The organism is Streptomyces xanthii (assembly GCF_014621695.1).
GTDB classification, from domain to species: domain Bacteria; phylum Actinomycetota; class Actinomycetes; order Streptomycetales; family Streptomycetaceae; genus Streptomyces; species Streptomyces xanthii.
The window spans coordinates 5,661,401-5,685,531 of sequence record NZ_CP061281.1; the positions used below are offsets into that span (position 1 = coordinate 5,661,401).

At 73.0% G+C, this 24,131-nt stretch carries 21 protein-coding genes; 6 read left to right on the plus strand and 15 right to left on the minus strand.

Annotation, left to right across the window (positions count from 1 at the left end):
* The first annotated feature begins 24 nt into the window (after positions 1–24).
* The gene (locus IAG42_RS25520) at positions 25–1,599 is read left to right on the plus strand and encodes an amidohydrolase (protein WP_188339292.1); all 1,575 of its coding nucleotides are present in this window, start codon (positions 25–27) and stop codon (positions 1,597–1,599) included.
* Between the two features lie 199 nt (positions 1,600–1,798).
* Here the strand turns inward: IAG42_RS25520 and IAG42_RS25525 are convergent, their stop codons facing one another.
* A complete protein-coding gene (locus tag IAG42_RS25525; RefSeq protein WP_188339293.1) occupies positions 1,799–2,665 on the minus strand; it encodes a phosphatase PAP2 family protein in 867 nt (288 codons plus the stop codon).
* A gap of 75 nt (positions 2,666–2,740) precedes the next feature.
* A complete protein-coding gene (locus tag IAG42_RS25530) occupies positions 2,741–3,775 on the minus strand; it encodes a LacI family DNA-binding transcriptional regulator (RefSeq protein WP_188339294.1) in 1,035 nt (344 codons plus the stop codon).
* Positions 3,776–4,127: 352 nt separating this feature from the next.
* Here IAG42_RS25530 and IAG42_RS25535 point away from each other — a divergent pair, with 352 nt between their 5' ends.
* Positions 4,128–4,478 (plus strand): 5-carboxymethyl-2-hydroxymuconate Delta-isomerase, encoded by a 351-nt coding sequence (locus IAG42_RS25535; protein ID WP_188339295.1) that lies wholly within the window; start codon positions 4,128–4,130, stop codon positions 4,476–4,478.
* 4 nt (positions 4,479–4,482) lie between these two features.
* On the opposite strand, the gene IAG42_RS25540 is transcribed toward IAG42_RS25535, so the two are convergent.
* From IAG42_RS25540 to IAG42_RS25560, 5 genes are all read right to left on the minus strand, one after another.
* On the minus strand, positions 4,483–5,175 hold the full coding sequence (locus IAG42_RS25540; RefSeq protein ID WP_188339296.1) for a TetR/AcrR family transcriptional regulator: 693 nt from the start codon (positions 5,173–5,175) through the stop codon (positions 4,483–4,485).
* A 66-nt stretch (positions 5,176–5,241) separates the two neighbouring features.
* Positions 5,242–6,318 (minus strand): PDR/VanB family oxidoreductase, encoded by a 1,077-nt coding sequence (locus tag IAG42_RS25545; protein WP_188339297.1) that lies wholly within the window; start codon positions 6,316–6,318, stop codon positions 5,242–5,244.
* Entirely contained in the window at positions 6,315–7,196 is an 882-nt protein-coding gene (locus IAG42_RS25550; RefSeq protein ID WP_188339298.1) for a metal-dependent hydrolase, read from the minus strand. The genes IAG42_RS25545 and IAG42_RS25550 overlap by 4 nt, the downstream gene beginning before the upstream one ends.
* Positions 7,197–7,319: 123 nt before the next feature.
* Entirely contained in the window at positions 7,320–9,272 is a 1,953-nt protein-coding gene (locus IAG42_RS25555) for a hypothetical protein (protein ID WP_394811291.1), read from the minus strand.
* Between the two features lie 42 nt (positions 9,273–9,314).
* Positions 9,315–12,422 carry an alpha-N-acetylglucosaminidase gene (locus IAG42_RS25560; RefSeq protein ID WP_188339299.1) on the minus strand — a complete coding sequence of 1,036 codons (3,108 nt, stop codon included), beginning with the start codon at positions 12,420–12,422 and terminating at the stop codon, positions 9,315–9,317.
* Between the two features lie 129 nt (positions 12,423–12,551).
* On the opposite strand from IAG42_RS25560, the gene IAG42_RS25565 reads away from it, so the two are divergent.
* Positions 12,552–12,956 carry a hypothetical protein gene (locus IAG42_RS25565; RefSeq protein ID WP_223206156.1) on the plus strand — a complete coding sequence of 135 codons (405 nt, stop codon included), beginning with the start codon at positions 12,552–12,554 and terminating at the stop codon, positions 12,954–12,956.
* Between the two features lie 7 nt (positions 12,957–12,963).
* Here the strand turns inward: IAG42_RS25565 and IAG42_RS25570 are convergent, their stop codons facing one another.
* From IAG42_RS25570 to IAG42_RS25595, 6 genes are all read right to left on the minus strand, one after another.
* On the minus strand, positions 12,964–14,313 hold the full coding sequence (locus IAG42_RS25570; protein ID WP_394811249.1) for a DUF1996 domain-containing protein: 1,350 nt from the start codon (positions 14,311–14,313) through the stop codon (positions 12,964–12,966).
* Positions 14,314–14,425: 112 nt separating this feature from the next.
* Positions 14,426–15,073 carry a response regulator transcription factor gene (locus IAG42_RS25575; protein WP_188339301.1) on the minus strand — a complete coding sequence of 216 codons (648 nt, stop codon included), beginning with the start codon at positions 15,071–15,073 and terminating at the stop codon, positions 14,426–14,428.
* On the minus strand, positions 15,058–16,323 hold the full coding sequence (locus IAG42_RS25580) for a sensor histidine kinase (RefSeq protein WP_188339302.1): 1,266 nt from the start codon (positions 16,321–16,323) through the stop codon (positions 15,058–15,060). Before IAG42_RS25580 ends, IAG42_RS25575 begins: the two co-directional genes overlap by 16 nt.
* A gap of 126 nt (positions 16,324–16,449) precedes the next feature.
* On the minus strand, positions 16,450–17,025 hold the full coding sequence (locus IAG42_RS25585; protein WP_188339303.1) for a winged helix-turn-helix domain-containing protein: 576 nt from the start codon (positions 17,023–17,025) through the stop codon (positions 16,450–16,452).
* Between the two features lie 305 nt (positions 17,026–17,330).
* Positions 17,331–18,362: a glutamine synthetase gene (gene glnII, locus IAG42_RS25590; RefSeq protein WP_188339304.1), complete on the minus strand. Its 1,032-nt coding sequence runs from the start codon at positions 18,360–18,362 to the stop codon at positions 17,331–17,333.
* Between the two features lie 105 nt (positions 18,363–18,467).
* Positions 18,468–18,833, minus strand: coding sequence for an arsenate reductase family protein (locus tag IAG42_RS25595; RefSeq protein ID WP_188339305.1), 366 nt, complete (start codon positions 18,831–18,833; stop codon positions 18,468–18,470).
* Positions 18,834–18,957: 124 nt separating this feature from the next.
* Here IAG42_RS25595 and IAG42_RS25600 point away from each other — a divergent pair, with 124 nt between their 5' ends.
* A complete protein-coding gene (locus IAG42_RS25600) occupies positions 18,958–19,236 on the plus strand; it encodes a hypothetical protein (RefSeq protein ID WP_188339306.1) in 279 nt (92 codons plus the stop codon).
* A 276-nt stretch (positions 19,237–19,512) separates the two neighbouring features.
* On the opposite strand, the gene IAG42_RS25605 is transcribed toward IAG42_RS25600, so the two are convergent.
* Positions 19,513–20,697, minus strand: a complete 1,185-nt coding sequence (locus tag IAG42_RS25605; RefSeq protein ID WP_188339307.1) for a winged helix DNA-binding domain-containing protein — start codon at positions 20,695–20,697, stop codon at positions 19,513–19,515.
* A gap of 120 nt (positions 20,698–20,817) precedes the next feature.
* On the opposite strand from IAG42_RS25605, the gene IAG42_RS25610 reads away from it, so the two are divergent.
* Positions 20,818–21,273: a hypothetical protein gene (locus tag IAG42_RS25610; RefSeq protein ID WP_188339308.1), complete on the plus strand. Its 456-nt coding sequence runs from the start codon at positions 20,818–20,820 to the stop codon at positions 21,271–21,273.
* 12 nt (positions 21,274–21,285) lie between these two features.
* The gene (locus IAG42_RS25615) at positions 21,286–22,632 is read left to right on the plus strand and encodes a DUF2252 domain-containing protein (protein WP_188339309.1); all 1,347 of its coding nucleotides are present in this window, start codon (positions 21,286–21,288) and stop codon (positions 22,630–22,632) included.
* Positions 22,633–22,697: 65 nt separating this feature from the next.
* Here IAG42_RS25615 and glnA read toward each other — a convergent pair whose 3' ends face one another.
* Positions 22,698–24,122 (minus strand): type I glutamate--ammonia ligase, encoded by a 1,425-nt coding sequence (gene glnA / locus IAG42_RS25620; RefSeq protein ID WP_188339310.1) that lies wholly within the window; start codon positions 24,120–24,122, stop codon positions 22,698–22,700.
* Between the last annotated feature and the right edge of the window lie 9 nt (positions 24,123–24,131).

A 24,131-nucleotide genomic window follows, 5' to 3' on the forward strand; every position in this document is an offset into this window, starting at 1 on the left:
CCCGAACAAGAACGGACCCGCACCATGCCCCAGGCCGACCTCCTGCTCACCGACACCCGCATCCGCACCCTGAACCCGCACCAGCCGGAAGCCACCGCCCTCGCGGTCAAGGACGGCCGGATCGCGGCACTGGGTGACACCGCCACCCTGACCCGCGACTGGAGCGGCCCGGGGACCGAGCGGCTGAGTCTCGCCGGAGCCACCGTGACCCCGGGCTTCGTGGACTCCCACAGCCACCCGGTCTGGGGCCTGCAGATGTCCGCCGGCGCCGACCTCACCGGCGTCCAGGACCTCGACGCCCTCCGCGCGGCGCTGCGCTCGGCGCCCCGGATCGACGGCTGGGTCATCGGCTGGGGCCTGGACCACAACGCCTTCGGCGGCCGCCCCGTCCACCACGGCCTCATCGAGGACGTCCTGGACGGCGCCCCCGCCTTCCTGCGCCTCTACGACGGCCACTCCGCGCTCGCGAGCACCGCCGCGCTGGCCGCCGCCCAGGTGACCGGCCCGCGTGAGTTCGCCCAGCGCGCCGAGATCGTGTGCGACGCCGAGGGCCGCCCGACCGGGCACCTGATCGAGCACGCCGCGATGGACGTCGTCGACGCGGTCGTGCCCCGGCTCTCGTACGAGAAGCGCCGCGCGGGCCTCGTCGACCTCCTCAAGGGCATGGCCGCCACCGGACTGACCGGCGCCCACGTCATGGACGGCGCCGACCTCGAGCTCCTCGCCGCCGTCGAGCAGGACACCGACCTGCCGCTGCGGCTCACCGTCGCGCCCTGGTGCATGCCCGGCGTGGACCAGGACGGCCTCGACGAGCTGATCGCCCTCCAGAAGCGCGGCGGCCGCGACTGGCGGGTCGGCGCGGTCAAGTTCTTCATGGACGGGACCGTCGAGGGCGGCACCGCCTGGCTGGAGCAGGCCGACTGCCACGGCCGCGGCACGGACGCGTTCTGGCCCGACCCGCAGGCGTACAGCGACGCCGTACGCACCCTGCACGCGGCCGGAGTCCGCACCGCCACCCACGCCATCGGCGACGCCGCCGTACGGCACGCCCTCGACACGATCGAGGCGCTCGGCGCGAGCGGTCGCGACGCGCACCGCATCGAGCACATCGAGACGGTGCCGGACGACACGCTGCCGCGCTTCGCCGCGCTCGGCGTCGCCGCGTCCATGCAGCCGCCGCACACCGCGTACACGAAGGGCGACCACAGCGACGAGTGGTCGCAGCGGCTGGGCGCGGAGCGGGCCGGGCGGGCCTGGCGCACGCGGGATCTGCGGGACGCGGGGGCGGTGCTCGCGCTCGGGTCCGACTGGCCGATCGCGCACTTCGACGCGCGGCGGGTGCTGGCCATGGCCCGGGTGCCGGAAGGGGCGGCGGGGGCGGGGCAGGGCCTGTCGGGGCTCGAGGCGCTCGAAGGGGTCACCTCGCATGCGGCGATCGCCTCCGGCGAGGCGCATCTCGGGGGGCGGATCGAGGTGGGGCTGCGGGCGGATCTGACCGTGCTGGGGCTCGACCCGGTCCTGGCGCCGGCCGATGAGCTGGCGCAGGCGCCGGTCCGTCTGACGACGGTCGGGGGGCGGATCGTGCATCGCGGGGAGTGACCCCCTGGGAGGGGTGGGACCGGTAGAGACGGGTCTGCGGCCGGTGGGGGCTGGTCGCGCAGTTCCCCGCGCCCCTGATGAGGCTGCGCCTCATCGGGGAGATGCCACCCGAAGGGTGTGCATCTCAGGGGCGCGGGGCTGTGTCGATGTGCGGCTCCGCCGCGTGGGCGCGAGAAGCCCCACCGGGCCGCGGCCGCGACTACACCTTCATCGGCAGAACGGGCGCGGATCCCGTCGCCACCGCCCGAGGCAACGCATACGGCAGGGCCCCGTACCAGACCCACGCCACCGCGTAACCGAAGGCGAGGCACGCCATGCCGCCCACCGCGTCCAGCCAGAAGTGGTTCGCCGTGGCCACGATGACGACCAGCGTGACCGCCGGGTACAGAAGACCCAGCACACGGACCCACGGCACCGACGCCAGCGCGAAGATGGTGAGCCCGCACCACAGCGACCAGCCGATATGCATGGACGGCATGGCCGCGTACTGGTTCGACATGTTCTTGAGGTTGCCGGAGGCCATGGAGCCCCAGGTCTCGTGCACGGCGACCGTGTCGATGAAGTGCCCGCCGGTCATCAGGCGCGGCGGCGCCAGCGGATAGAAGTAGTAGCCGACCAGCGCGACCGCGGTGGTGGCGAAGAGGACGAGCCGTGTCGCCGCGTACCGGCCCGGATGGCGACGGAACAGCCACACGAGGACACCGAGCGTGATGACGAAGTGGAGCGTCGCGTAGTAGTAGTTCATGCCGACGACGAGCCAAGTGACGGCGTTCACGGCATGGTTGACGCTCTGCTCGACGGCGATGCCTAGATGCTGCTCGGCCTGCCAGATCCAGTCCGCGTTCCGCAGGGCCTGGGGCCGCTGCTCCGGTACCGCGTTGCGCACCAGGGAGTACGTCCAGTAACTCACCGCGATCAGAAGGATCTCGAACCACAGACGCGGGCGGCGCGGGGCGCGCAGACGACGCAGTCGGCCAGGCTCCCGCTCCCCGGCGCGATCGTCCGCGATGGGTGAGTTGGTGGGCCCTTGTCGGCCTTCCACAGTCGTCACGGTCTTTTCACCCATAGACGCAGAGTCTGCCAGATTCCACCCCCCTGTCCGATCATCCCTCGGGCGGGTCCTGAACGCACCCCCTACACCTCAGGAACGAGCCGGACCCCCAAGGGCCGAGGCAGTGGAGCCCCTGACGACCAGCTCGGGCATGAAGACGAACTCGCTGTGCGGCGCCGGCGTCCCGGCGACTTCCTCGAGCAGCGTGTTGACGGCGGCCTGACCCATCGCGTGCACGGGCTTGCGGATCGTGGTCAGCGGCGGGTCCGTGAACGCGATGAGCGGGGAGTCGTCGAAGCCGACCACCGACACGTCCCGCGGCACGTCGAGGCCGCGCTGCCGCACCGCTCGCACGGCACCCAGTGCCATCATGTCGCTGGCGCAGACGAGCGCCGTGCAGCCCCGGTCGAGCAGCGCCGAGGCCGCCGCCTGACCGCCCTCGAGCGTGTACAGGGAGTGCTCGACGAAGTCCCGCTCCACGTCCTCGGGGGACAGTCCGAGCCGCTCGCGCATCGCGCGTACGAAGCCCTCGGTCTTGCGCTGCACCGGCACGAACCGCTTCGGGCCGAGCGCCAGTCCGATCCGGGTGTGGCCGAGCGAGACCAGGTGCGTCACGGCGAGCGCCGCCGCGGCCCGGTCGTCGGGGGAGATGAACGGCGCCGCGACCGACGCGGAGAAGCCGTCCACGAGCACGAACGGGACGCCCTGGCCGCGCAGTCGCTCGTAGCGCCGGGTGTCCGCCGTCGTGTCGGCGTGCAGGCCGGACACGTAGATGATGCCGCTCACCCCGCGGTCCACGAGCATCTCGGTCAGCTCGTCCTCGGTCGAGCCGCCCGGTGTCTGCGTCGCCAGTACGGGGGTGAACCCCTGCCGGGTCAGGGCCTGCACCACGACCTGGGCGAGCGCCGGGAAGATGGGGTTCTCCAGCTCCGGGGTGATCAGGCCGATCAGGCCCGCGCTGCGCTGTTTCAGCCGCACGGGGCGTTCGTAGCCGAGGACGTCGAGGGCGGCGAGGACGGATTGCCGGGTGGCCGCGGCGACGCCGGGTTTGCCGTTGAGCACGCGGCTGACCGTCGCTTCGCTGACCCCCGCCTGTGCCGCTATGTCGGCCAATCGCGCTGTCACGGGCCGACTTTATCGCCCGGTGTGCGGTTCGTCTGTGGGCCGGTCACGCCCCATGGAGCCGCCTGATGCCACGGTCGCGACCTCCCGCCCGGTGGGGGCTGGTCGCGCAGTTCCCCGCGCCCCTGAAATGCAGACCCTTCGGGTCGCATTTCCCTGATGAGGCGCAGCCTCATCCGGGGCGCGGGGCTGTATCGATCAGCGGCTCCGCCGCGGGGCGCGAGAAGCCCCACCGGGCGGCGGCCGCGAACGTGCCCCTGCCGTCCACCCCGTGGGCGCGATTTGTGCGGCCCCGCGGCACCGACAAGGCTGTGCGAGGACCTGCCCAGAAACACACGTAACCGGAGCCGAGAACATGCCGCTGATCACCGTCGACCACTCCGCCGGCCTCGACGAACGGCTGGACCACGACGGGCTCGCCGGCGCCGTCCACCAGGCCTGCGTCGACAAGGTCGCCGCCCGGATCCCGGCCTGCAAGACGACGTTCCGCAGCGCCGGGGAGAACGTGGTCGGCGACGGCGCCGAGCCGGTCCAGGTGCTGCACGTCGAGATCGCGCTGCTCGCGGGCCGCACCGAAGAGGCCAAGGCGGCGCTCGCCGAGACCGTGCTCGGGCTGCTGCCCGCGCACATCCAGGACCCGGCGGGGGTCCACCTGTCGGTCGAGGTGCGGGACCTCGACCCGGCGTACCGCTCCGCGATCGCCTGAGCGGCTACACGGGGGCCAGCAGCGCGAGCCGTTCGACCAGGTCCGTGAAGGGCCCGTCGGCCGGCTCGGCGGCGAGGATGCGGCGCAGCAGCGCCGCCATCTCCTCGTCGTAGGCGGCGCTCACGGCGGCCAGCGCCGCGAAGTCGTGCACCAGTTGCCGCTCGAGCTCCTCGCGGGGGATGCGGCGCCCGTCCAGCCAGATCAGCGCCGTCGACTCGGCGAGCGAGACCCACGAGCGGACCACGAGGTCCAGGCGCGGGCTCGGCCGGGTCACCTGCAGATGCGCCAGGATCTGGACGTACGCGGCCTGCCGGACGGAGTCGATCAGCGCGTTCGTCGTCGAGGAGCCGACGGCCGGGCCGCCGCGCATCAGCGCCGAGAAACCGGGCCCGTGCTCGTCCACGAAGTCGAAGAAGCGGCTCATCACGCGCAGCAGCCGCGCCCCGAGCGGCCCGTCCTGCGGCTCCTCGAAGCGCTCCGCGAGATCCTGCGCGGCCCGCTGCAACGCGGCCTCGTACAGGCTGAGTTTGCCCGGGAAGTAGTGGTAGACGAGCGGCCGCGAGATGCCCGCGGCGGCCGCTATCTCGTCGATGGAGACCTCGTCGGGGGAGCGGTTGCTGAACAGTTCGAGGGCGACCTCGATCAACTGCCGCCGCCGCTCCTCGACTCCCAATCTGCGCCGCACCCCGGTAGTCATACCGAACACTCTACCGAGCGGATCAGGCCGTCGAGATCACTGGGAGACACTGGCGGGCGCCTCGCCTCAGAGATCGAGAACCAGGCGCTCGCCGCGGCAGCGGGAGACACAGATCAGCATCGAGTCGTCGCGCTCCGCGTCCGTGAGCAGCTCGTCGCGGTGGTCGATCTCGCCCTCGACCACCCGCTGTTGGCAGGTCCCGCAGAACCCCTGCTCGCACGAGTAGGCCAGACCCGGCACCTCGGGGCGCAGCGCCGCGAGCACCGTGGTGTCCGCCGCCACCTGGACGACCTTGCCGCTGCGCCGCAGCTCGACCTCGAACGGCCCGTTCCCGCCGGCCGAATTGCGCGGGGCGAAGCGCTCCAGGTGGAGTTCGCGGCCCTCGGGCAGCAGGTCCTCGACCGCCGCCATCAGGCCCTCGGGGCCGCAGCAGTACACGGCGGTGCCGGGCGCGGTGGCCCCGAGCGCGGCCGCGAGGTCGGGCCGCCCGTCCTCGTCCTCGGCGACGGCGGTGACCCGCCCCCGCTGCCCGTCGAGCTTGAGGACGTCCTCCAGGAACGGCATGGAGGACCGGGTCCGGCCCGCGTAGAGCAGCCGCCACTCGGCGCCGCGGGCCTCGACGGCGCGCAGCATCGGCAGGACCGGCGTGATGCCGATGCCGCCCGCGACGAACAGGTACGCCGGCGCGCCCTCCTGGAGCGGGAACCGGTTGCGCGGGCCGCGGATCTCGATCTCGGCGCCCTGCGCGAGCTGCTCGTGCACCTCGCGCGAGCCGCCCCGCCCGCCCTCCTCGGCCGGTATCAGCCGGGTCGCGACCGTGTACGAGGACGTGTCCTCGGGGTCGCCGCACAGCGAGTACTGCCGGATCAGGCCGGAGGGCAGGACGAGGTCGAGGTGGGCGCCGGGCTGCCACGCGGGCAGGTTCGTGCCTTCCAGGCGGAGCTGGACGACGCCGTCGGCCACCTGCTCGTGCCCGGCGACGAGCAGCCGCAGTGCGCGGGCGCGCGGACGCCCGGACGTCGGCTCCTCCAGGGCCGGCAGCGGCCACAGCGGGGAGTCCTTGATGCGGCGGCGCAGGGCGCGGCGCACGACGAGCGCGGCGCCGGCGACGAGGACGGCCTTGCGCAGCGTGCGGGCCTTCATCGGGCGGCTCCTTCGCGGGCCTCGGCGGCGCGGGCGGCGGGCGAGGACGCGAGGTAGGCGACGGCCTGGTCGGTGTCGCCCTCCTGCTCGGGGTGGTAGTCGCGGCTCAGGTAGCGCGGGATGGACCGCAGCATGTCGGGCGTCGACGGCAGCACGCCCTTCTTGCCGCCCTGGTAGAAGGCCTTGAACGAGGCCTTGCCGTCCAGGAGCGTCGGGTCGTTCTCCATGAAGAAGCGCGCGCCGCGCTGCCACAGGAACATCAGGGCGGCGAACGCGGTGGCCCAGGTGCGGGCCCGGCGCCGGTAGCTGCCGTCGAGGTGCATGAACAGCTCGAAGGCCACCGAGCGGTGCTCGACCTCCTCCGCGCCGTGCCAGCGCAGCAGGTCCAGCATCATCGGGTCGGCGCCGCGCCGGTCCAGCTCCTCGGCGTTCAGCACCCAGTTGCCGAGGAACGCGGTGTAGTGCTCGATCGCCGCGATCAGCGCGACCCGCTCCATCAGCCACCACTGGCGGGCCTTGCCCGGCGGCAGCGTCCGGTCGGCGAGCAGCTTCTCGAAGAACCAGTCCACCTGCGCGGTGTACGGCGTCGGGTCCAGGCCCTGCTCGCGCAGGTGCGGCAGCACCTCGTCGTGGGCCTGCGCGTGCATGGCCTCCTGGCCGATGAAGCCGATGACGTCCTCGCGGAGCCGGTCGTCACGGATGAAGGGCAGCACCTGCTTGTACACGTGCACGAACCAGCGTTCACCCGCGGGCAGCAGGAGATGCAGCACATTGATGGTGTGCGTGGTGAACGGGTCGTCGGGCAGCCAGTGCAGGGGAGTCTTGTCCCAGGCGAAGGACACCTGGCGTGCCTTCAGCGTGACGCGCTTATTAGACATGCCGTCAATGTACTGAGCGGTAGAGCGCCTGGACACCCCCCGGAACCGACTTTCTTTACGTGATCGTCAGCAAGATGCCGGCCCGGGAGCAGTCCGGATGCCCGCCCGGGACCGGCCCTCGGATCAGCCCAGCGGGTCGATCCGCACCCCGTCCCGGGTCCGCCCCGACAGGCTCGCCTTCGTGCCCCGCGCCACCCGCACCGCCAGCGTCGGCCCGCTCCCCGTCGTGCCCGCCGCCGTCACCGAGCCCAGGCCCGGACTGCCCGCCGCGACCAGATACCAGGTCCCGGCCCGCGACTTCCAGCGCACCCCGGCGAGCACCCGAGGGTCCCGGCCGCCGCACGCCGGGGCGTTCTGCGAGCGGGCCGCCACCACCGCCCCGGCCACGCCCGGCGCCCGGAACAGGGCCAGGATGCGCGGACCGCCGCCGCGCCAGGTCTCGGCCCGGGTGCACACCCAGCGGGCCTCGCCGCCCGCCTCGGGCAGCGGCTGGCGCGCGTACGCCCACGCGTTCACGGAGCGGACCCCGTGCGAGCGGGCCGCGGCGAGGGAGCAGGCCGTCGCCGACCAGTCGCCGGGCCGGGACTCGCGCGGCGCGTCCGGGCGCCCCGCCGTCAGATGCGCGGGCACCAGCTCGCCGAGGTCGGTGGCGAGCCGGGTGCCGTCGGCGTCGGTGAGCGCCAGTGCGTTCCACCCCGTGCAGGACGCCGAGACGGCCGGGCTCGGGAACGGGGCCGTGACCCCGTCCTTCGTCCGGGCCAGCCGGCGCGGCGCCGCGTCCGGCGCCAGCAGGTCCCGCACGGCCGCGCCGGTCACCCAGGGGGCCGTGAGGTAGCGGACGTTCCCGTCGGTGCGGTCGACGATCACCGCGCCGGACTCCGGGGCCGCCGCTCCGTCCACCCGCGCGAAGTCGAGCGCGGCGCCGCTCGTCCCGTGCTGCGGCTCCGCGTACCGCACCAGCCGCAGCCCGTCGTGGAACAGCACGATCCGCGCCCCGTCCACCGAGCCCGCGTACAGCAGCTGCGGCGGGCCGGGCGGCGCGCCCGCCGGGGTGCCGGGCGTCGCCGACACCTGGACCGTGCCGCCCGGCCGCGCCCACACCGCGAGCGCCCGGCGCAGCAGCTCCCGGTCGCCGGTCAGCGAGCCCCGCGCCGGCCACACCGAGAAGTCCGTCCGCGCCGAGCCCTGCCACGCCGTCGCCGCGACCCGTGTCAGCTTCCCCGGGTCCAGCGCCGCCTGCGCCGCCGGATTGCGCGCGTACGAGGGCGCCGCCGCACCCTCGGGGCCCCAGCTGTCGCCGGGCAGCCCGAGCAGCGCCCCGCACACCAGGACCGCCGCGAGCCCCGCGACGACCGCCTTCACATGCTGGCGCCGCCGCATCAGGTCCGGCGGCCGTGCGTGCAGCGAGCAGGGGTCGAACTCGGGGGAGGCCAGCAGGGCGGCCGCCTCCGAGCCGTCCTCCGCGCGCAGCCCGCCTGCCTCGGCGAGCGCGGCCGTCACCTCCTCCACGTCGCAGCCCGCCGCCCCGAGCACGGACCGCAGGGCCGCGTCGTCGAGCCGCTCCAGACCGTGCAGCACGTACGCGGCCCGGCCGGGCCCGGTGAGCGCCGACAGCCGCTGGTCCAGGGCCAGTTCGTCGGCGCCGCCCGACTTCGGGAACAGGCGCAGTCCCCACACCTGCGGCAGCAGCGGCGGCAGTTGGGCCCGGCGCGGCCACGCCGCCCGCAGCAGCGGCCGCCCCGCGTCCAGCGCCGCCCGCAGCACCCGCGCCCGCACGTACGCGTACGCGGGATCGGCGGCGCGCCGGGCGCCGCCGCGCTGCGCCGGGATCGACGGGGGCGCCGTCCCCGTACGGCCGCGCGGCAGGGCGCGCTGGGTCACCGCGTGGGCCGTGAGCACCCGGCGGTTGCGGCCGAGCGTCGGCGGCAGCACCAGGTACGCGAGCCGCACGAGCCGCGGGTAGTGCTCGACGAGAGAGGCCTCGGCCTGCTCGACATCGACGACGGTGGCCGCGCCCGGGGGCGGAGCCGGGGACTGCACCTTGGACTGCGACGTCTGCGACTGCACGTTCAGCAGAACGAGTGACTCGTGCGATGGTCACAGTTTCCGCGACGTGATCTACGTCAACCGCCAGCCGCTGAACTCCACTGTTCCGCGCGCCCCGTTGCCCCCGTTCGTCGCGCTCATGAACAGGCCCGCGTCCTGCACCGCCGCCGCACCGGGCACCGTCACGGTCGCCACCGTCCGCCAGGTCGTCCCGCCGTCCGTCGAGCACGCCCCGGTGTACGAGCCGCCCGACCGGGACAGCCGCAGCAGCACCGGCGCCTTGATCCCGGTGATCCGCCTGTACGTGTCCAGCGTCCCGTCGCCGTTGGAGTCGTAGGACAGCACGACACCGTTGGACGGGGTCACCGACAGGTTCAGGAAGCCCTGCGCGCCGGGCGTGGCGAGGGAGTTGCGCACGATGATCCCGGCCCGCGCCCAGGCACCGGTCACCGCCTGCGTGTCCACCCGCAGCTCGGCCGCCGAGCCGTCCGTGAACGCCGCCGCCCGGTACGCCGTGCCGAACTCCGCTGTGCCCTTCCACAGGTCCGCGCCGCCGCCGTCGATCGCGAACCGGTCGTCCAACTGCCCGAACACAGCGGCGTTGCCGGAGTACGTCCGCCAGCCCGCCTCCAGCGGTCCCGCCTCGAAGAGCGTGCCCCGGTGCGCGTACGTGACCCGGTCCTCGCCCAGCGGCCCGTACTCCACGTCGATCGTGTAAGGCAGCGGGCGCAGCGGCCGGTCCAGCGGGGTGCCCGGCGCGCTCGCCCGCCAGGCCACCGTGCCCTCGCCCGCCGGCTCCACCCGCTCCAGCGAGGTGGCGCCCTCGGGCTCGGCGTCGAGCCCGGACAGCGCGAAGTCGACGCGGCCCGTCGCCCGCAGCCCGTTGACGTTGCGGAACGTGGCCGCCACGCGCGCGTGCCCGCCCGGCGGGAAGGCGGCGGGGTCCGCCGACACCTTCAGGGTGCCCTGGTAGGGGGCCCGCGCGAGCACGTCCCGCACCCGGTCGGCCGTTTTGTACGCGTCCCCGTACGGCCGCAGCGGATAGTCCTTGCGCTCCCGCGTCCACGGCTCCTCGAACGCGAACCAGTCGACGGCCGCCGGGGCCTCGCCGCGCGCCAGCGCGTCCTCGAGCGTGTCCAGCCACTTCTGCCAGCGCGGCAGGTAGAAGTCGGCCGTCAGGCCCTGCCATTCGCGGTTCGCGTACTCGTGCAGATGGCCCGGGTCCGAGGTGGCCCGGTCGCCCCACACCGTGATCAGCACCTTCGCGCAGCGCTCGAACTCGGCCCGCTCCGCCTCGCTCGTCGCCATCGCCCGCGCGTCCTGGATCCACGGGCCCAGCAGGAACGCAGGATCGGTGCCGGTCACGTCGTCCGAGAGCCGCATCAGCTTCAGCCACAGCGTGGACAGCGCCTTGAACGCGGCCGCGTCCTTCGCCCCGTACGCCGCCTTCAGCTGCGGCAGCAACTGGCGGCTGCGGTGCGCGAGCGCCTGCCGGGCCACGTCCACCAGGTCGTAGCGGTAGGCGGCGCTGCCCCGCAGGCTCCCCGCCACGCCCAGGAGCCCGGCGAGCGCGGCGTCGAAGCGGGCCGGATCGTAGGAGAGGGCGTTCGGCGCGTAGTAGGCGGCGCTGTCCGCCGCCAGGTCCGGGCGCGCCGCGAACAGCGAGTCGTGCGGGTCGGACCGCTCGCGCGCCGTGTGCCGGTACGCCGTCTCCTGAAGTGCCCGCCACGCGGCGCGGGCGTCCTTGTCGTCCTTCCCGTACCGGAAGCCCGCGTACCCGTCGAACCAGGCGGGCAGGTCCAACGGGCCCTCGGTCCACGCCAGTTCGGACCACAGCTCGAACGCGGCCGGATCGCGGTCGGTGCCCTCCGGCATGTACGCCGTGCCCGTGAGCGCGCTGCCCGGCTTGTCGCGCCAGGCGAAGAACTTCTCGTTCCAGATGTGTGCGCGGGCCCCGATCGTCGTACGCCCGCCGAAGTTGGGGATCGTGCCGAACGTGTACGGGGTGCCGCCCCAGTCCTCCTCCCGGTCCGTCACCGACGTGAACCGGTCCGAGACCCCGTCGACGATCAGCATCCGCCGCTTGTCCACGGCGTCCAGGAGCGCGGGGAGCGGATTCGCCTCCCAGCCCAGGATCACCCAGACGGCCCCCGGCCGGTTCCGCTGCAACGCCCGCTCGACGCCCCGCGCCGCGTCCCCGACCGGCACGTCACCGGCCGTGCCGCCCTCGTGCAGCAGGTCCATCTTGAACGCGTCGACCGCCCCGAACACGTCCCGCTGGTGCCCGTAGAAGGACCCGGCGACCCGTGTGAACGCGTCCGTGCGCGGATCCAGCCAGTCCGGCCGCTCGAAGCCGTGCCACACGCCCTGCGGCACCACGTGCGCGTCGCCGCCGTTCCGCTCGACGAACCCCTTCGGCACGTGCCCGTAGTAGCCCGGCAGCACCGGCCGCATCCCCAGCTCGCGCAGCCGGTCCGCGATCCGGCGGCCCAGCGCGGCGCGCTCCGCGATCAGCTCCGGTGAGAGCGGGCCGCCGTACCCGGAGAGGTTCTGCAGCAGCCACCACGGCTGGTGCGAGGGCGCCGGCAGCCAGGCCCGCGCCTCCGCGTCGCTGTACCCGAAGTCCTTCAGGACCCGGTGGTAGACGGCCTCCATGCCCGCGACGACCAGCACCTCGTTGCAGCCGTGCAGCGCCAGGACGTCGATCATCCGCTCCCAGTACGCCCACCCGGCGAACGGCGCCGTGTAGCCGTCGTTCGTGTCGTTCAGGGCGAACCGGTGGGGCAGCGCCGTCGAGCGCTCCAGCGGCCGGTCCGGCGCGGGCAGCCGGTCCGGCAGGTCCAGCTGGTCGCCGTTCCAGGCGATGTGCGCCCCGCACGTGTACTTCAGATACCAGTGGACCCCGGCCAGCAGCACGGCCGGGGTCGTCCCCTCCACCTCGACGCGGCCCGTCTCCCCGGTCACCCGGAACCGGTCGCCGCCGCCCTGACCGGGCGTCAGTCTCAGCCGGAACTGGTCCGCGTGCCGCGGCAGCCGGCGGTTGAGCGCGGCACGCGCCGCGTCCGTATCAAGCGCCGGAGCCGCGTGTGCGGGCGCCGGCAGGACGAGGCCGCCGAGGGCCGTCCCGAGTCCGATGGCACCCGCCGTGCCGAGGACCGTGCGTCGCGTCGGTGCGGACATGCGTGGATTACCCCCTGCGTCGCGAATGGTGCGGCGCACGTTAACCGCAGGCACGCGGGTGCTCAACGGTGTGCGCGGAGTCGGCGAGAACGTGTCGCAGTCCCGGGCACCACGAGACAGGAGGGCCGGATGAGGTACGGGACGAGGACGGGCTTGCTGGGGATCGCGGTCGCCGGGGCGCTCGCCGTCGCCGGATGCGCGGCGGGCCAGGCGGAGCGGCCGCAGGCCCCCCGCACGGCGACCGGCACCCTCGAACAGCTCGCCCGCCGCGCCGGCTGCACACCCGACGTGCAGACCGACGCGGCGGATCTGCGCCAGGCCAACTGCGGCTCGGGGAGCAGCCGTTACGTCCTGGCCACCTTCGCCACCGACCGCGGCCGCGCCGAGTGGCTGGACGCCGCCGACGACTACGGCGGCACCTATCTCGTCGGCCGCCGCTGGGTCGCCGCCGGCCCCGAGCGGGTCGTGACAGCGCTGCGGGACCGGCTCGGCGGGGTCGTGGAGCGCTCCTCGGCGCACCACGGCCACCACTGACAGGGCGTCACCGGCAGCGGTCGCCCCGGTTGATGCAGGCGGCCACCCGCCGCATCAGCCGCTCGTCGAAGACGTTGATGAAGTCGCCGTGGTCGGTCACCGGCTTGTGCAGCTGCTCGGGGAACGAGTCGACCGCGAAGCCGGGCCCCGGCGGCACGTCGTACACGATCCGCTGCACGAGCTGCGGGATCGCCTTGAACCCCTCGGGGCAGGCGCCCGTGCGCGGGTCCTCGAACGCCACGTGCGTACGGTGGTTGGCGCTGTCCGTGTTCACTCCGTCCCAGCAGCTCTGGAAGCGGAAGGTGCGCACGACCCGCGAACCGTCCGGGCAGATCGGGTACTTGTCCTTCAGCTGCCGGTCCTCGAAGCCGGTGCAGCTCCACGACGCGTTGGCGTTCGCGTCACCGTTGGTGAAGGCCTTCGCGTCGCCGGTGATGATCCGCAGGAAGCGCGGCATCGGCACGACCTTGGAGACCGGACTCCCGTCGAACCTCAGCGTCACCGACGCGGGCGTCTGGATCTCGCCCACGTTCTGGTCCTTGCCGCCGCCGTCCGCGCCCGCGTCGTTCTCGTCCTCGCCGTTCTGCAGCCGCAGCACCGGCCAGTAGTACGTGGACCGGTCGCCCTGGTTGCGGCAGCTGGTGTCACCGGCCGCGAGGTCGTCGTCGCTCGAGAACGCGTCGGTGGCCTGGTTGCCGACGTAGTCGTGCATGTGGTGGGCGCCGTTGCTCACGCCGGGCGCGACGATCACGTTGTCCGGGTTGAACTTGCCGTTCTCGTTGCGCCCGCACTTGGTGGTGAAGCTGCCGCGGGAGGCGCCGCGGCGGTTGCGCGGGGCCTGCGCGTTCGGCTGCACGGACTCGATGTCGACGAAGTCGCTCGCCTCGGGCCCGTTGCCCCCGCCCGGCGGCCCCGGGCTCGCGGAGGGCGCGGGCGCGTCCGACGCCCGCCCCGTGCACGCGGCCATCGCGTCCAGCCCGTCCGGCGGCTGTCCGCCCGCCCGCCGGATGTCCTCGGCGATCCGGCCGAGGACGGCGGTGCGCTGGTCCTCGAGCGGGCCCAGAATGCTGTTGTCGACGAACTGCGGGTCCCGCGCGGCCGCGTCCTGGTTGTCCGCGAGCCGCTGATAGGCCTCGGTGATCTGCCGGTCGAGCGCGGCGAGTTCACCGTCGACCTCGCCGCGTGCCGCCTCCGGCACGTCGGCCAGCGCGGTCCCGACGTCCGGACAGTCGATCGTGGCCACCACCTGGCCCACCTGCTCCGTCTCCTGCGGGTCCTCTTCATGGGCCGACGCGTACACGTTGACCGCGGCCAGCCCACCCCCGCCCAGGAGCAGCGCGGCCGACGCGACGGTCATGCGCGTCGCCAGCGAAGAGCGCCTTTTCCTTGAGGTCCTTGAGGTGCGTCCCATGGGACTACGTACGTGAGAAGGGGCCCCTGCGTTCAACCGGCCCTGAACCGTGGTGCGTTCAGCGGCTGTCGAGGTACCGGAGCACGGCCAGCACCCGCCGGTTGTCGTCGTCGGACACGGGCAGGCCGAGCTTGAGGAAGATGTTGGAGGTGTGCTTGGCGATGGCGCGCTCGGTGACCACGAGCTGCCCCGCGATCGCCGCGTTCGAGCGGCCCTGCGCCATCAGCTCCAGCACCTCCAGCTCCCGCGGGGTCAGCCCGCCGAGCGGCTCCTCCACGCCCCGCCGCGCCAGGAGCTGCTGGATCACCGTCGGGTCCATCGCCGTGCCGCCCGCCGCGACCCGGCGCACCGCGTCGACGAACTGCTCCGCGTCGAACACCCGGTCCTTCAGCAGATAGCCGACCCCGCCGTTCCCGTCGGCCAGCAGTTCACGGGCGTACAGCTGCTCCACGTGCTGCGAGAGCACCAGGACCGGCAGGCCGGGCCGTGCCCGGCGCGCCGCGAGCGCGCACTGCAGGCCCTCGTCCGTGTGCGAGGGCGGCAGCCGTACGTCGACGACGGCGACGTCGGGCGCCAACTCGGCGAGGGCCTTGGTGAGTTCGGGCCCGCTCTCGACGGCGGCCGCGATCTCGAAGTCGAACGCCTCCAGCATCCGCACCAGGCCGTCCCGCAGCAGGAACAGGTCTTCGGCTAGGACAACACGCAAGGGATCTCCATGGTCACCATGGTCGGACCGCCCGCGGGGGAGCTGACGGCGAGGACACCGTCGAATGTACCGAGCCGGCGCTCGATCCCGGCGAGTCCGCCGCCCGCCTCGACCGCCGCACCGCCCCTGCCGTCGTCGGTGACCGCGATCCGCAGCCGGCCGTCCTCGTGCCGGATGTCGACCCAGACCCGGTCCGCGCCCGCGTGCTTGACCACGTTCGCCAGCGCCTCGCTCACCGCGAAGTAGGCCGCCGACTCGACCGGGGCGTCCGCCCGCCCCGCCGTCTCGACGCCGACCTCGGCGCTCACCGGCAGCCGCAGCGCGAGGGCCCGTACCGCGTCGCCGAGACCGCGCTCGGCGAGCACCGGCGGATGGATCCCGCGCACCAGGTCGCGCAGTTCGGTCAGCGCGTCGGCGGAGGACCGGCGGGCCCGCGCCACCATCTCCTTCGCCTTCGCGGGGTCCTTCTCGATGAGCGCCTCGATCGTGCCGAGGTCCATGCCCATCGCGACGAGCCGGGCCTGCGCCCCGTCGTGCAGATCCCGCTCGATGCGCCGCAGTTCGGCCGCCGACGTGTCCACCGCGTCCTTGCGGGTGTCCGTCAACACCCTTACCCGCTCGGCGAGTTCGCCGTCGGCGGGCACGAGCACGGCCCGGGTCAGCTGGAAGTGCGCCTTGAGCAGCGCCGGCGCCACGAACAGCGCGACGCCGAGGAACACCGTGGCGAGGAGCGCGGCGAGCAGCGCGGTGCCCTGCCCGGAGACCGGCACGAACGCGTACCACCAGCCGATGTGCGTGCCGTCCGTGAAGACCCGCCACAGCCCGGCCGCGAGCGCGTACCCCTCGACGGGGTAGAGGACGAGCGCGGCGGGCAGCAGCGCCGTCGCGAACCCGGCCGTCATGTCGACGGGCAGCCAGCGCAGGTCCCGCCAGGTCGCCGGGTCCCCGAGCATCAGCCGGCAGCGCGTCACCTGCCCGAGCACCCCGCCGGGCAGATCGGCCGGAAACGGCCGGTACGCCGCCGGGATCCGCACCCCGCACCACTCGGCGGCGACGGCCCGCCGCCAGTTCGCCCAGTGCCGTACGAGGTCCAGGATCCAGGGGGTGGTCAGCGCGCCGACGCCGAGCAGGACGAAGGCCAGTGACAGGACGGTCAGCACGAACAGGGTGACCGACCCGGCGAACCCGACCACGGCCAGGGCCAGCCCCCGCAGTCCCGCCACCACGGCGCTCCGCGCCCTCGTACCCATTCCGCTGCTCCGTCCACCGGCCCGACCGTTCCCCCACAGTGTCGCGGGCGTGGCGCCGCCGCGTCAGGGGGAACGGCACCCGGCCCGGGGTGTCACTGGGTACACCCCCGGGCCGGTCCGTGCGGATCAGCGGCCGGCGGGCGGCGCGTACTTGTAGCCGACGCGGCGGACGGTCTGGATCGTCCGGCGGTGCTCGGCGCCCAGCTTGCGGCGCAGCCGGGCCACGTGGACGTCCACGGTGCGGCCGTCCCCGACGTGCCCGTAGCCCCACACGGTGGTGACGAGCTGGTCGCGGGTGTGCACCCGGTGCGGATGCGCGACGAGGTGGGCGAGCAGCTCGAACTCGAGGTAGGTCAGATCGAGCGGGCGTCCGTCGACGGCGGCGGTGCGCTCCCCGCCGTCGATCGTGATGAGCGTGTCACTGGAGGTGGCGGGCGGCGCGGGCTCCTCGGCCGGGGGCGCGGTGAGCAGCGTCTGCTGGTCGGCCGGGACGAGCACCAGGTAGCCGATCATCGGCGGCCGGCCGGGCAGTGCGGGCAGCGTGTGCGGCGGGGCCGGCAGCAGGGTGGCGCCCGGCGGCAGGAACGCGGAGACGTCGAGCTGCGGTGCGGGCGGGGCGACCTCGTCCCGCTCGACGGCGCGCAGCCGGTGCCGGGCGGGAGCGGGGGAGTGGGCAACGGGGAGCGGGCGGGCGTGTGCCATGGAAGGTCAACTCTTTCGCGCGAGAGGCCGTCTGGGAGAGGACGTACGTCATGCGCGCCGACCGAAGGCCGTGCGACCCGTGCGGGACGGGGAACGGCGTTAGAGGGCCTGCGCGTTCGTCGCGCGGCAACACACACGGTCGAAGTCGTGGTGCTGGCGGGAAGGCCAGAACGGCTCAAGGTCGTGACGACCTTGAGCGCGGGTGTTCTGGAAGTCGGCCATGCCCTTATTGAAGCAGATGGAGTACGGGAACAAGAGGGCGCCCGCTGACGAAGCGGGCGCCCAGGTGCTGCTCATGGCCGGAATCAGACCTGGCCGGCCTTCTCCAGGGCGGCGCAGCAGGTGTCGACGAGGAGCCGGGTCACGACGTACGGGTCGACGTTGGCGTTCGGACGGCGGTCCTCGATGTAGCCCTTGCCGTCCCGCTCGACCTGCCACGGGATGCGCACGGAGGCACCGCGGTTCGAGACGCCGTACGAGTACTCGTTCCACGGTGCGGTCTCGTGCAGGCCGGTGAGGCGGTCGTCGATGCCGGCGCCGTAGTTCTTGACGTGGTCCATCGGCTTGGAGCCCTCGCCGAGGGACTCGCAGGCGGTGATGATCGCGTCGTAGCCCTCGCGCATCGCCTTGGTGGAGAAGTTGGTGTGCGCGCCCGCGCCGTTCCAGTCGCCCTTGACCGGCTTCGGGTCGAGGGTCGCGGAGACCTTGAAGTCCTCGGCGGTGCGGTACAGCAGCCAACGGGCCACCCACAGCTGGTCGGAGACCTCCAGCGGGGCGAGCGGGCCGACCTGGAACTCCCACTGGCCGGGCATGACCTCGGCGTTGATGCCGGAGATGCCGAGACCGGCCTTCAGGCAGTTCTCCAGGTGGGCCTCGACGACGTCACGGCCGTGGATCTCGTCGGTGCCGACGCCGCAGTAGTAGCCGCCCTGCGCGGCGGGGAAGCCGCCCACGGGGAAGCCGAGCGGGCGGTCGCCCTCGAAGAAGGTGTACTCCTGCTCGATGCCGAAGATCGGCTCCTGGGCGCCGAAGCGCTCCTCGATCTCGGCGAGCGCGGCACGCGTGTTGGAGGCGTGCGGCGTCATGTCGATGTTCAGGACCTCGCACATGACGAGGACGTCGTCGCCGCCGCGTATCGGGTCCGGGTACACGGCGACGGGCTTGAGCACGAGGTCGGAGGCGTGGCCCTCGGCCTGGTTGGTCGACGAACCGTCGAAGCCCCACAGCGGCAGCGTGTCCAGGCCGCCCGGCGTACCGGCCATGACCTTCGTCTTGGAACGAAGCTTGGCCGTCGGCTCGGTGCCGTCGATCCAGATGTACTCAGCCTTGAACGTCACGGGGCCACTTCCTCGAGGAGCAGGTCGCTTGCTGCTCCGCAGACTGTCAACAGGCGATTTCCCGGCCGTTGCCCGTTTGTGAACCCCGTGTTACCGACCGCGCGCCTACTTCTCGCGGCTGAGGGCGTCCCGTACGGCCTCCTCGGTGCGGGCCACCACGGCGGTGCCGTCCTCGGCGGTGATGATCGGGCGCTGGATGAGCTTGGGGTGCGCGGCGAGGGCCTCGATCCAGCGGTCCCGGCTGCCGGCCTCCTTCGGCCAGTCCTTGAGCCCGAGCTCCTTGGCGTCGGCCTCGCCGGTGCGGGTGATGTCCCAGGGTTCCAGGCCGAGCCGGTCGAGGACGGCGCGGATCTCGTCGGGCGTGGGGACGTCCTCCAGGTAGCGGCGGACGGTGTAGTCGGCGCCCTCCGCGTCGAGCAGGGTGAGTGCGCTGCGGCACTTCGAGCAGGCCGGGTTGATCCAGATCTCCATCGCTCCACCCTAGCTTCGAATCGGCCCTCAAATGCCGTCTGGCCAGCGGCTATTGTCAGTGGTCGGCAGTAGAATAGAAGCAGTGTTCGAGAGCTTCGGGGGCTCTCGACTCCGCGACAGGAGGATGCCTGTGACCGCCACTGCCGCACCGCTGTTCGATCTGCCGTACGCACCGCTCGCCAAGAGGCCGCTCCCCGCGGGGCGCCCTCGTGACTGGTACATCACCCACAACCGCCGCCTCAAGGCCATGCGTCTGGCGATCGCCCTGCTGGACTCGGGCATCTACCTTCCGCAGAACGCCCACAACCGGAGGATCCGGGCGACGGCCGAGCTCATCGGCATCCGGCCGCCGTCCGACACGACGTGCCACATGGTGCGCACGCTGATGCGGTACGCCCGCTGATCCGTGCCCTCCCTGACCGGCGCCGAGTTCCGACTCGGCGCCGGTTCTTCGTATGCCGGGTGCGGGCCGGTGGGGGCTGGTCGCGCCCCGCGGCGGAGCCGCTGATGGACACAGCCCCGCGCCCCTGAAGGCATGCGGCTTCGCCGGGCCTTCCCCGACAGCAGGCGCCCCGCGTCTTGATCGGGGAAATGCGGCGCGTAGCGCCATGCATTTCAGGGGCGCGGGGAACTGCGCGACCGGCCCCCACCGGCCCGCAGACGCAGCACCCGCCACCCCCTAGGCCGCCCCCAGCTCCCGCTCCAACGGAGTGCGAAAGCGCGGCGTCACCCGGACCCCGCCCAACCAGGACCCGAGCCGCCCCGCCTCCGAGGCGACAGCCTCCCGCGCCTCCCGCCCCCCGAAGCCATCGAGCAGCCGCCACACCACCTCGCCCCCGTCCCGCTGCCCCCAACCCCCCACGATCCGCCCGCCCCACCACACCGTCGGCCCGATGTTCCCGCTCCGGTCGAACAAGGCCCCCCGCACCTCGTCCGGGCAGTACCACTCCCGCTCCTGCCACCCCATGGCCGTAGGATCCAGCCCCGGCAGGAACGCGGCGCAGGGCGCGACCTCCCCCGGCCCCTCCACCGCCTCCGGCATGACGAAACCGGCCCCGCCCCCGTCCAGGGACACGGCCACCGCCCCGACGGCCGCGAGGGCCCGCCGCACCTCCGTCACCTTCCACCCCGTCCACCACTTGAGGTCCGCCTCCGTCGCCGGCCCGCACACCGCCAGCCAGCGCCCCAGCAACTCCGCCTGCGCCCCGGCGACCGGCAGCTCCGCGTGCGGCGGCGCCACCTCCCAGCGGAACTGCGAGGACGTCCAGGACCCGAGCGGCCGCCCCCGCACGACCCGCCCCTCGACCCCGAGCACCCGCATCAACCGCGACGACACGGTCTGCAGCGCCTCGTAGCTCTTGCCGCGCCCGTACGTGAACTGCTCCCTCAGGCGCGGCTCGTCCTCGCAGAGCTCGTTCACCGTCGCCTGCCCGCGCCGCGCGAGCGCGGCCAGCGCCGACTCCTCGACCCCCTCCAGCCACCCCGGGGTGAGCCGCCCGTCGCTGCCCGCCGCCATCTCCTTGAGCAGCCCCGCCCGCGCCTTCGCCGCGACGGCCAGCCCGGTCGACGCGTGCACCGTCGCGGCCAGCTCCGTGGGAAACACGAACACCGTGTGCCGCATCCCGTGCATCCGCACCAGCGTCCGGTCCTCGTAGAGGGCCCGCTCCACGTCCGCGACCGTCCCGCCCGGATCCGCGAGCCGCGCCCCGACCGCCAGATACACCGTCGCCGGATCCGTCCCGTGCAGCGCCACGAGCGACCGCGCGACGTCCTCGGCGCGCTCCGCCCGCGCGGCGGGGGACAGGCGATGGGCGAGCACGAGCCGGGCCCGCCGCTCCTCGGTACCGATGTGCCGTGTCGTCATGGGGCCATCCTGCCCGCACGTCACCTGTTCGGCCCCCATGGCATGCGGGTACCCGCCGTCCGGCCGTTGACTGGGTCCGAGCCGTACCGGCGGGCGGACGAGCAGAGGTGGGTGGTCGGCATGACGGCGACACGATGCGCGGCGCGGGCCACGGGCGCGGCCCTGCTCGCGGCGGCCCTGGCCGTCGGCGCGACGGCCTGCTCGGACAACGACACCAGCCCCTCCGACGTCGCCTCCAAGGGCGCCGACATCCTGGCGTCCGCGACCGCCGAGGCCCAGAAGAAGCTCGACGAGTTCAAGAACGGCGTCGACGCGAAGAAGGACGTGGAACTCGGCGACGTGTCCAAGAAGGACGGCCGCGCCACGGTCCCCGTGACCGTGAAGAACACCGCCGACGCCAAGAAGTCGTACCTCGTCCTCGTCACCTTCCGGGACTCCGGCGGCAACCGCCTCGACGCCGTCGCCGTCCAGGTGAACGACGTCGGCGCCGGCGCGTCGAAGAAGGCGACCGCCCGCAGCCACCGCTCCCTCGGCGGCGACGTCACCGCCGAACTCGACCGCGCCCTGAGCCACTGACCCCCGGCGGCCATGACCAGTCCCGCCGAACGCGCAGCCCAGGGCAAGCGCGCCCGCAAACACCTCGCCCGCTCCGCGCACGGCCCCTGGATCCCCGCCGCGGACCGCCCCGACCCGGTCGTCGTCCTCGAACGGCAGGGCGCCGACCGCCTCCCCGACCTGCTCCCCATCCGCTACGGCCGGATGTCCGCGAGCCCCTTCGCCTTCTATCGCGGCGCCGCAGCCGTCATGGCCGGCGACCTCGCCGCGATACCCCACACCGGCCTCAGCGTCCAACTCTGCGGCGACGCCCACCTGCTGAACTTCGGCCTGTTCGCCTCACCCGAGCGCGCCCTGCTCTTCGACCTCAACGACTTCGACGAGACGTACCCCGGCCCCTTCGAATGGGACGTCAAACGCCTCGCCGCCTCCGTCGTCGTCGCCGCCCGCGACAACGGCCACTCGGACAAACAGGCCCACCGCGCCGCCCTCGCCGGCACCCAGGCCTACCGCACCAACCTGCGCCGCCTCGCGGGCCTCGGCGAACTCGCCGTCTGGTACGAGCGGATCGACGCGCAGGACCTGCTCCCGCTGATCCGCTCCGCCCGCGACCGGCGCCGCGTCGAGCACACCCTCGCCCAGGCCACCCGCCGCACCAGCCTCCACGCCCTCGGCAAGCTCACCGAGACCACCCCCGACGGCCGCCGCCGCATCGTCCACGACCCGCCGCTGCTCCAGCCGGCGGGCGTCACCGACGCCGCCGCGATCCGCAAGATGTTCGGCGACTACCGCTCCACGCTCACCGAGGACCGGCGCCGCCTCCTGGACCGCTACCGCTTCGTGGACGCCGCCCGCAAGGTCGTCGGCATCGGCAGCGTCGGCACCCGCTGCTTCATCGTGCTCCTCGCGGGCCGCGACGCCGATGACCCGCTCTTCCTCCAGATCAAGGAGGCGACCCGCTCCGTCGTCGAGGAGCACACCCCGTACCACGGCCCCTATCTCCACCCGGGCCACCGCGTCGTCGCAGGCCAGCGCCTGCTCCAGGCGGCGAGCGACATCTTCCTCGGCTGGATGACCGGCCCCCAGGGCCGCTCCTTCTACTGGCGCCAGCTGCGCGACATGAAGGGCTCCGCGGACGTCGGCGTCATGCGCCCCGAGGACCTGCTCGCCTACGCCCGCCTGTGCGGCACCGCCCTCTCCCGCGCCCACGCCCGCTCCGGCGACCGCATCGCCATCGCCGCGTACCTCGGCGGCTCCGACACCTTCGACCGCGCCGTGGCCGCCTTCGCCCTCCACTACGCCGACCAGACCCTCCGTGACCACGCCACCCTCCTGGACGCGATCTCCTCCGGAGTCCTCACCGCCGCCCCCGGCATCTGACAGCACGAAGGCCGCCGCTCCCCGAAGGGAAGCGGCGGCCTCTCGGCTCAGGACCTCGGTACGGCCTAGAGGTCGAAGTAGAGCTCGAACTCGTGCGGGTGCGGGCGCAGCTGGATCGGGGCGATCTCCTGCGTGCGCTTGTAGTCGATCCACGTCTCGATCAGGTCGGACGTGAAGACGCCGCCGGCCTGCAGGTACTCGTTGTCGTCCTCCAGGGCGGTCAGGACGGCCTCGAGGTTGGTCGGGACCTGGGCGACGCCCGCGTGCTCCTCGGGAGCCAGCTCGTAGAGGTCCTTGTCGATCGGCTCGGCCGGCTCGATCTTGTTCTTGACGCCGTCGAGACCCGCGAGGAGCAGAGCCGAGAACGCCAGGTACGGGTTCGAGGACGGGTCCGGGGCGCGGAACTCGACGCGCTTGGCCTTCGGGTTCGAGCCCGTGATCGGGATACGCATGGCCGCGGAGCGGTTGCGCTGCGAGTAGACCAGGTTGATCGGGGCCTCGAAGCCCGGGACCAGGCGGTGGTACGAGTTCACCGTCGGGTTCGTGAAGGCGAGCAGCGACGGGGCGTGCTTGAGGATGCCGCCGATGTAGTAGCGGGCGGTGTCCGACAGGCCGGCGTAGCCCTGCTCGTCGTAGAACAGCGGGTCGCCGTTCGACCACAGCGACTGGTGGACGTGCATGCCCGAGCCGTTGTCACCGAAGATCGGCTTCGGCATGAAGGTCGCGGTCTTGCCGTTGCGCCAGGCGACGTTCTTCACGATGTACTTGAAGAGCATCAGGTCGTCGGCCGCGGCGAGCAGCGTGTTGAACTTGTAGTTGATCTCGGCCTGGCCGGCGGTGCCGACCTCGTGGTGCTGGCGCTCGACCTGCAGGCCGACGTTCTCCAGCTCCAGGGAGATCTCCGAGCGCAGGTCGGCGAAGTGGTCGACCGGCGGGGCCGGGAAGTAACCACCCTTGTAGCGGACCTTGTAGCCGCGGTTGTTCTCCTCCTTGCCGGTGTTCCAGGCGCCGGCCTCGGAGTCGATGTGGTAGAAGCCCTGGTTCGCGGAGGTCTCGAAGCGGACCGAGTCGAACACGTAGAACTCGGCCTCGGGGCCGAAGTACGCGGTGTCGGCGATCCCGGTGGAGGCCAGGTACGCCTCGGCCTTCTTCGCGATGTTGCGCGGGTCACGGCTGTACTGCTCGCCCGTGATCGGGTCGTGGATGAAGAAGTTGATGTTGAGCGTCTTGTCGCGGCGGAAGGGGTCCACGCGGGCCGTCGACAGGTCGGCGCGCAGCGCCATGTCGGACTCGTGGATGGCCTGGAAGCCGCGGATCGACGAACCGTCGAAGGCCAGCTCCTCGGACGGGTCGAACGCCGTCGCAGGGATCGTGAAGTGCTGCATCACGCCCGGAAGGTCACAGAACCGGACGTCGACCATCTTGACGTCCTGGTCCTTGATGAACTTCTGGACCTCGTCGGCGTTCTGGAACCCGTGCTTCTCGGACATCCAACTCCT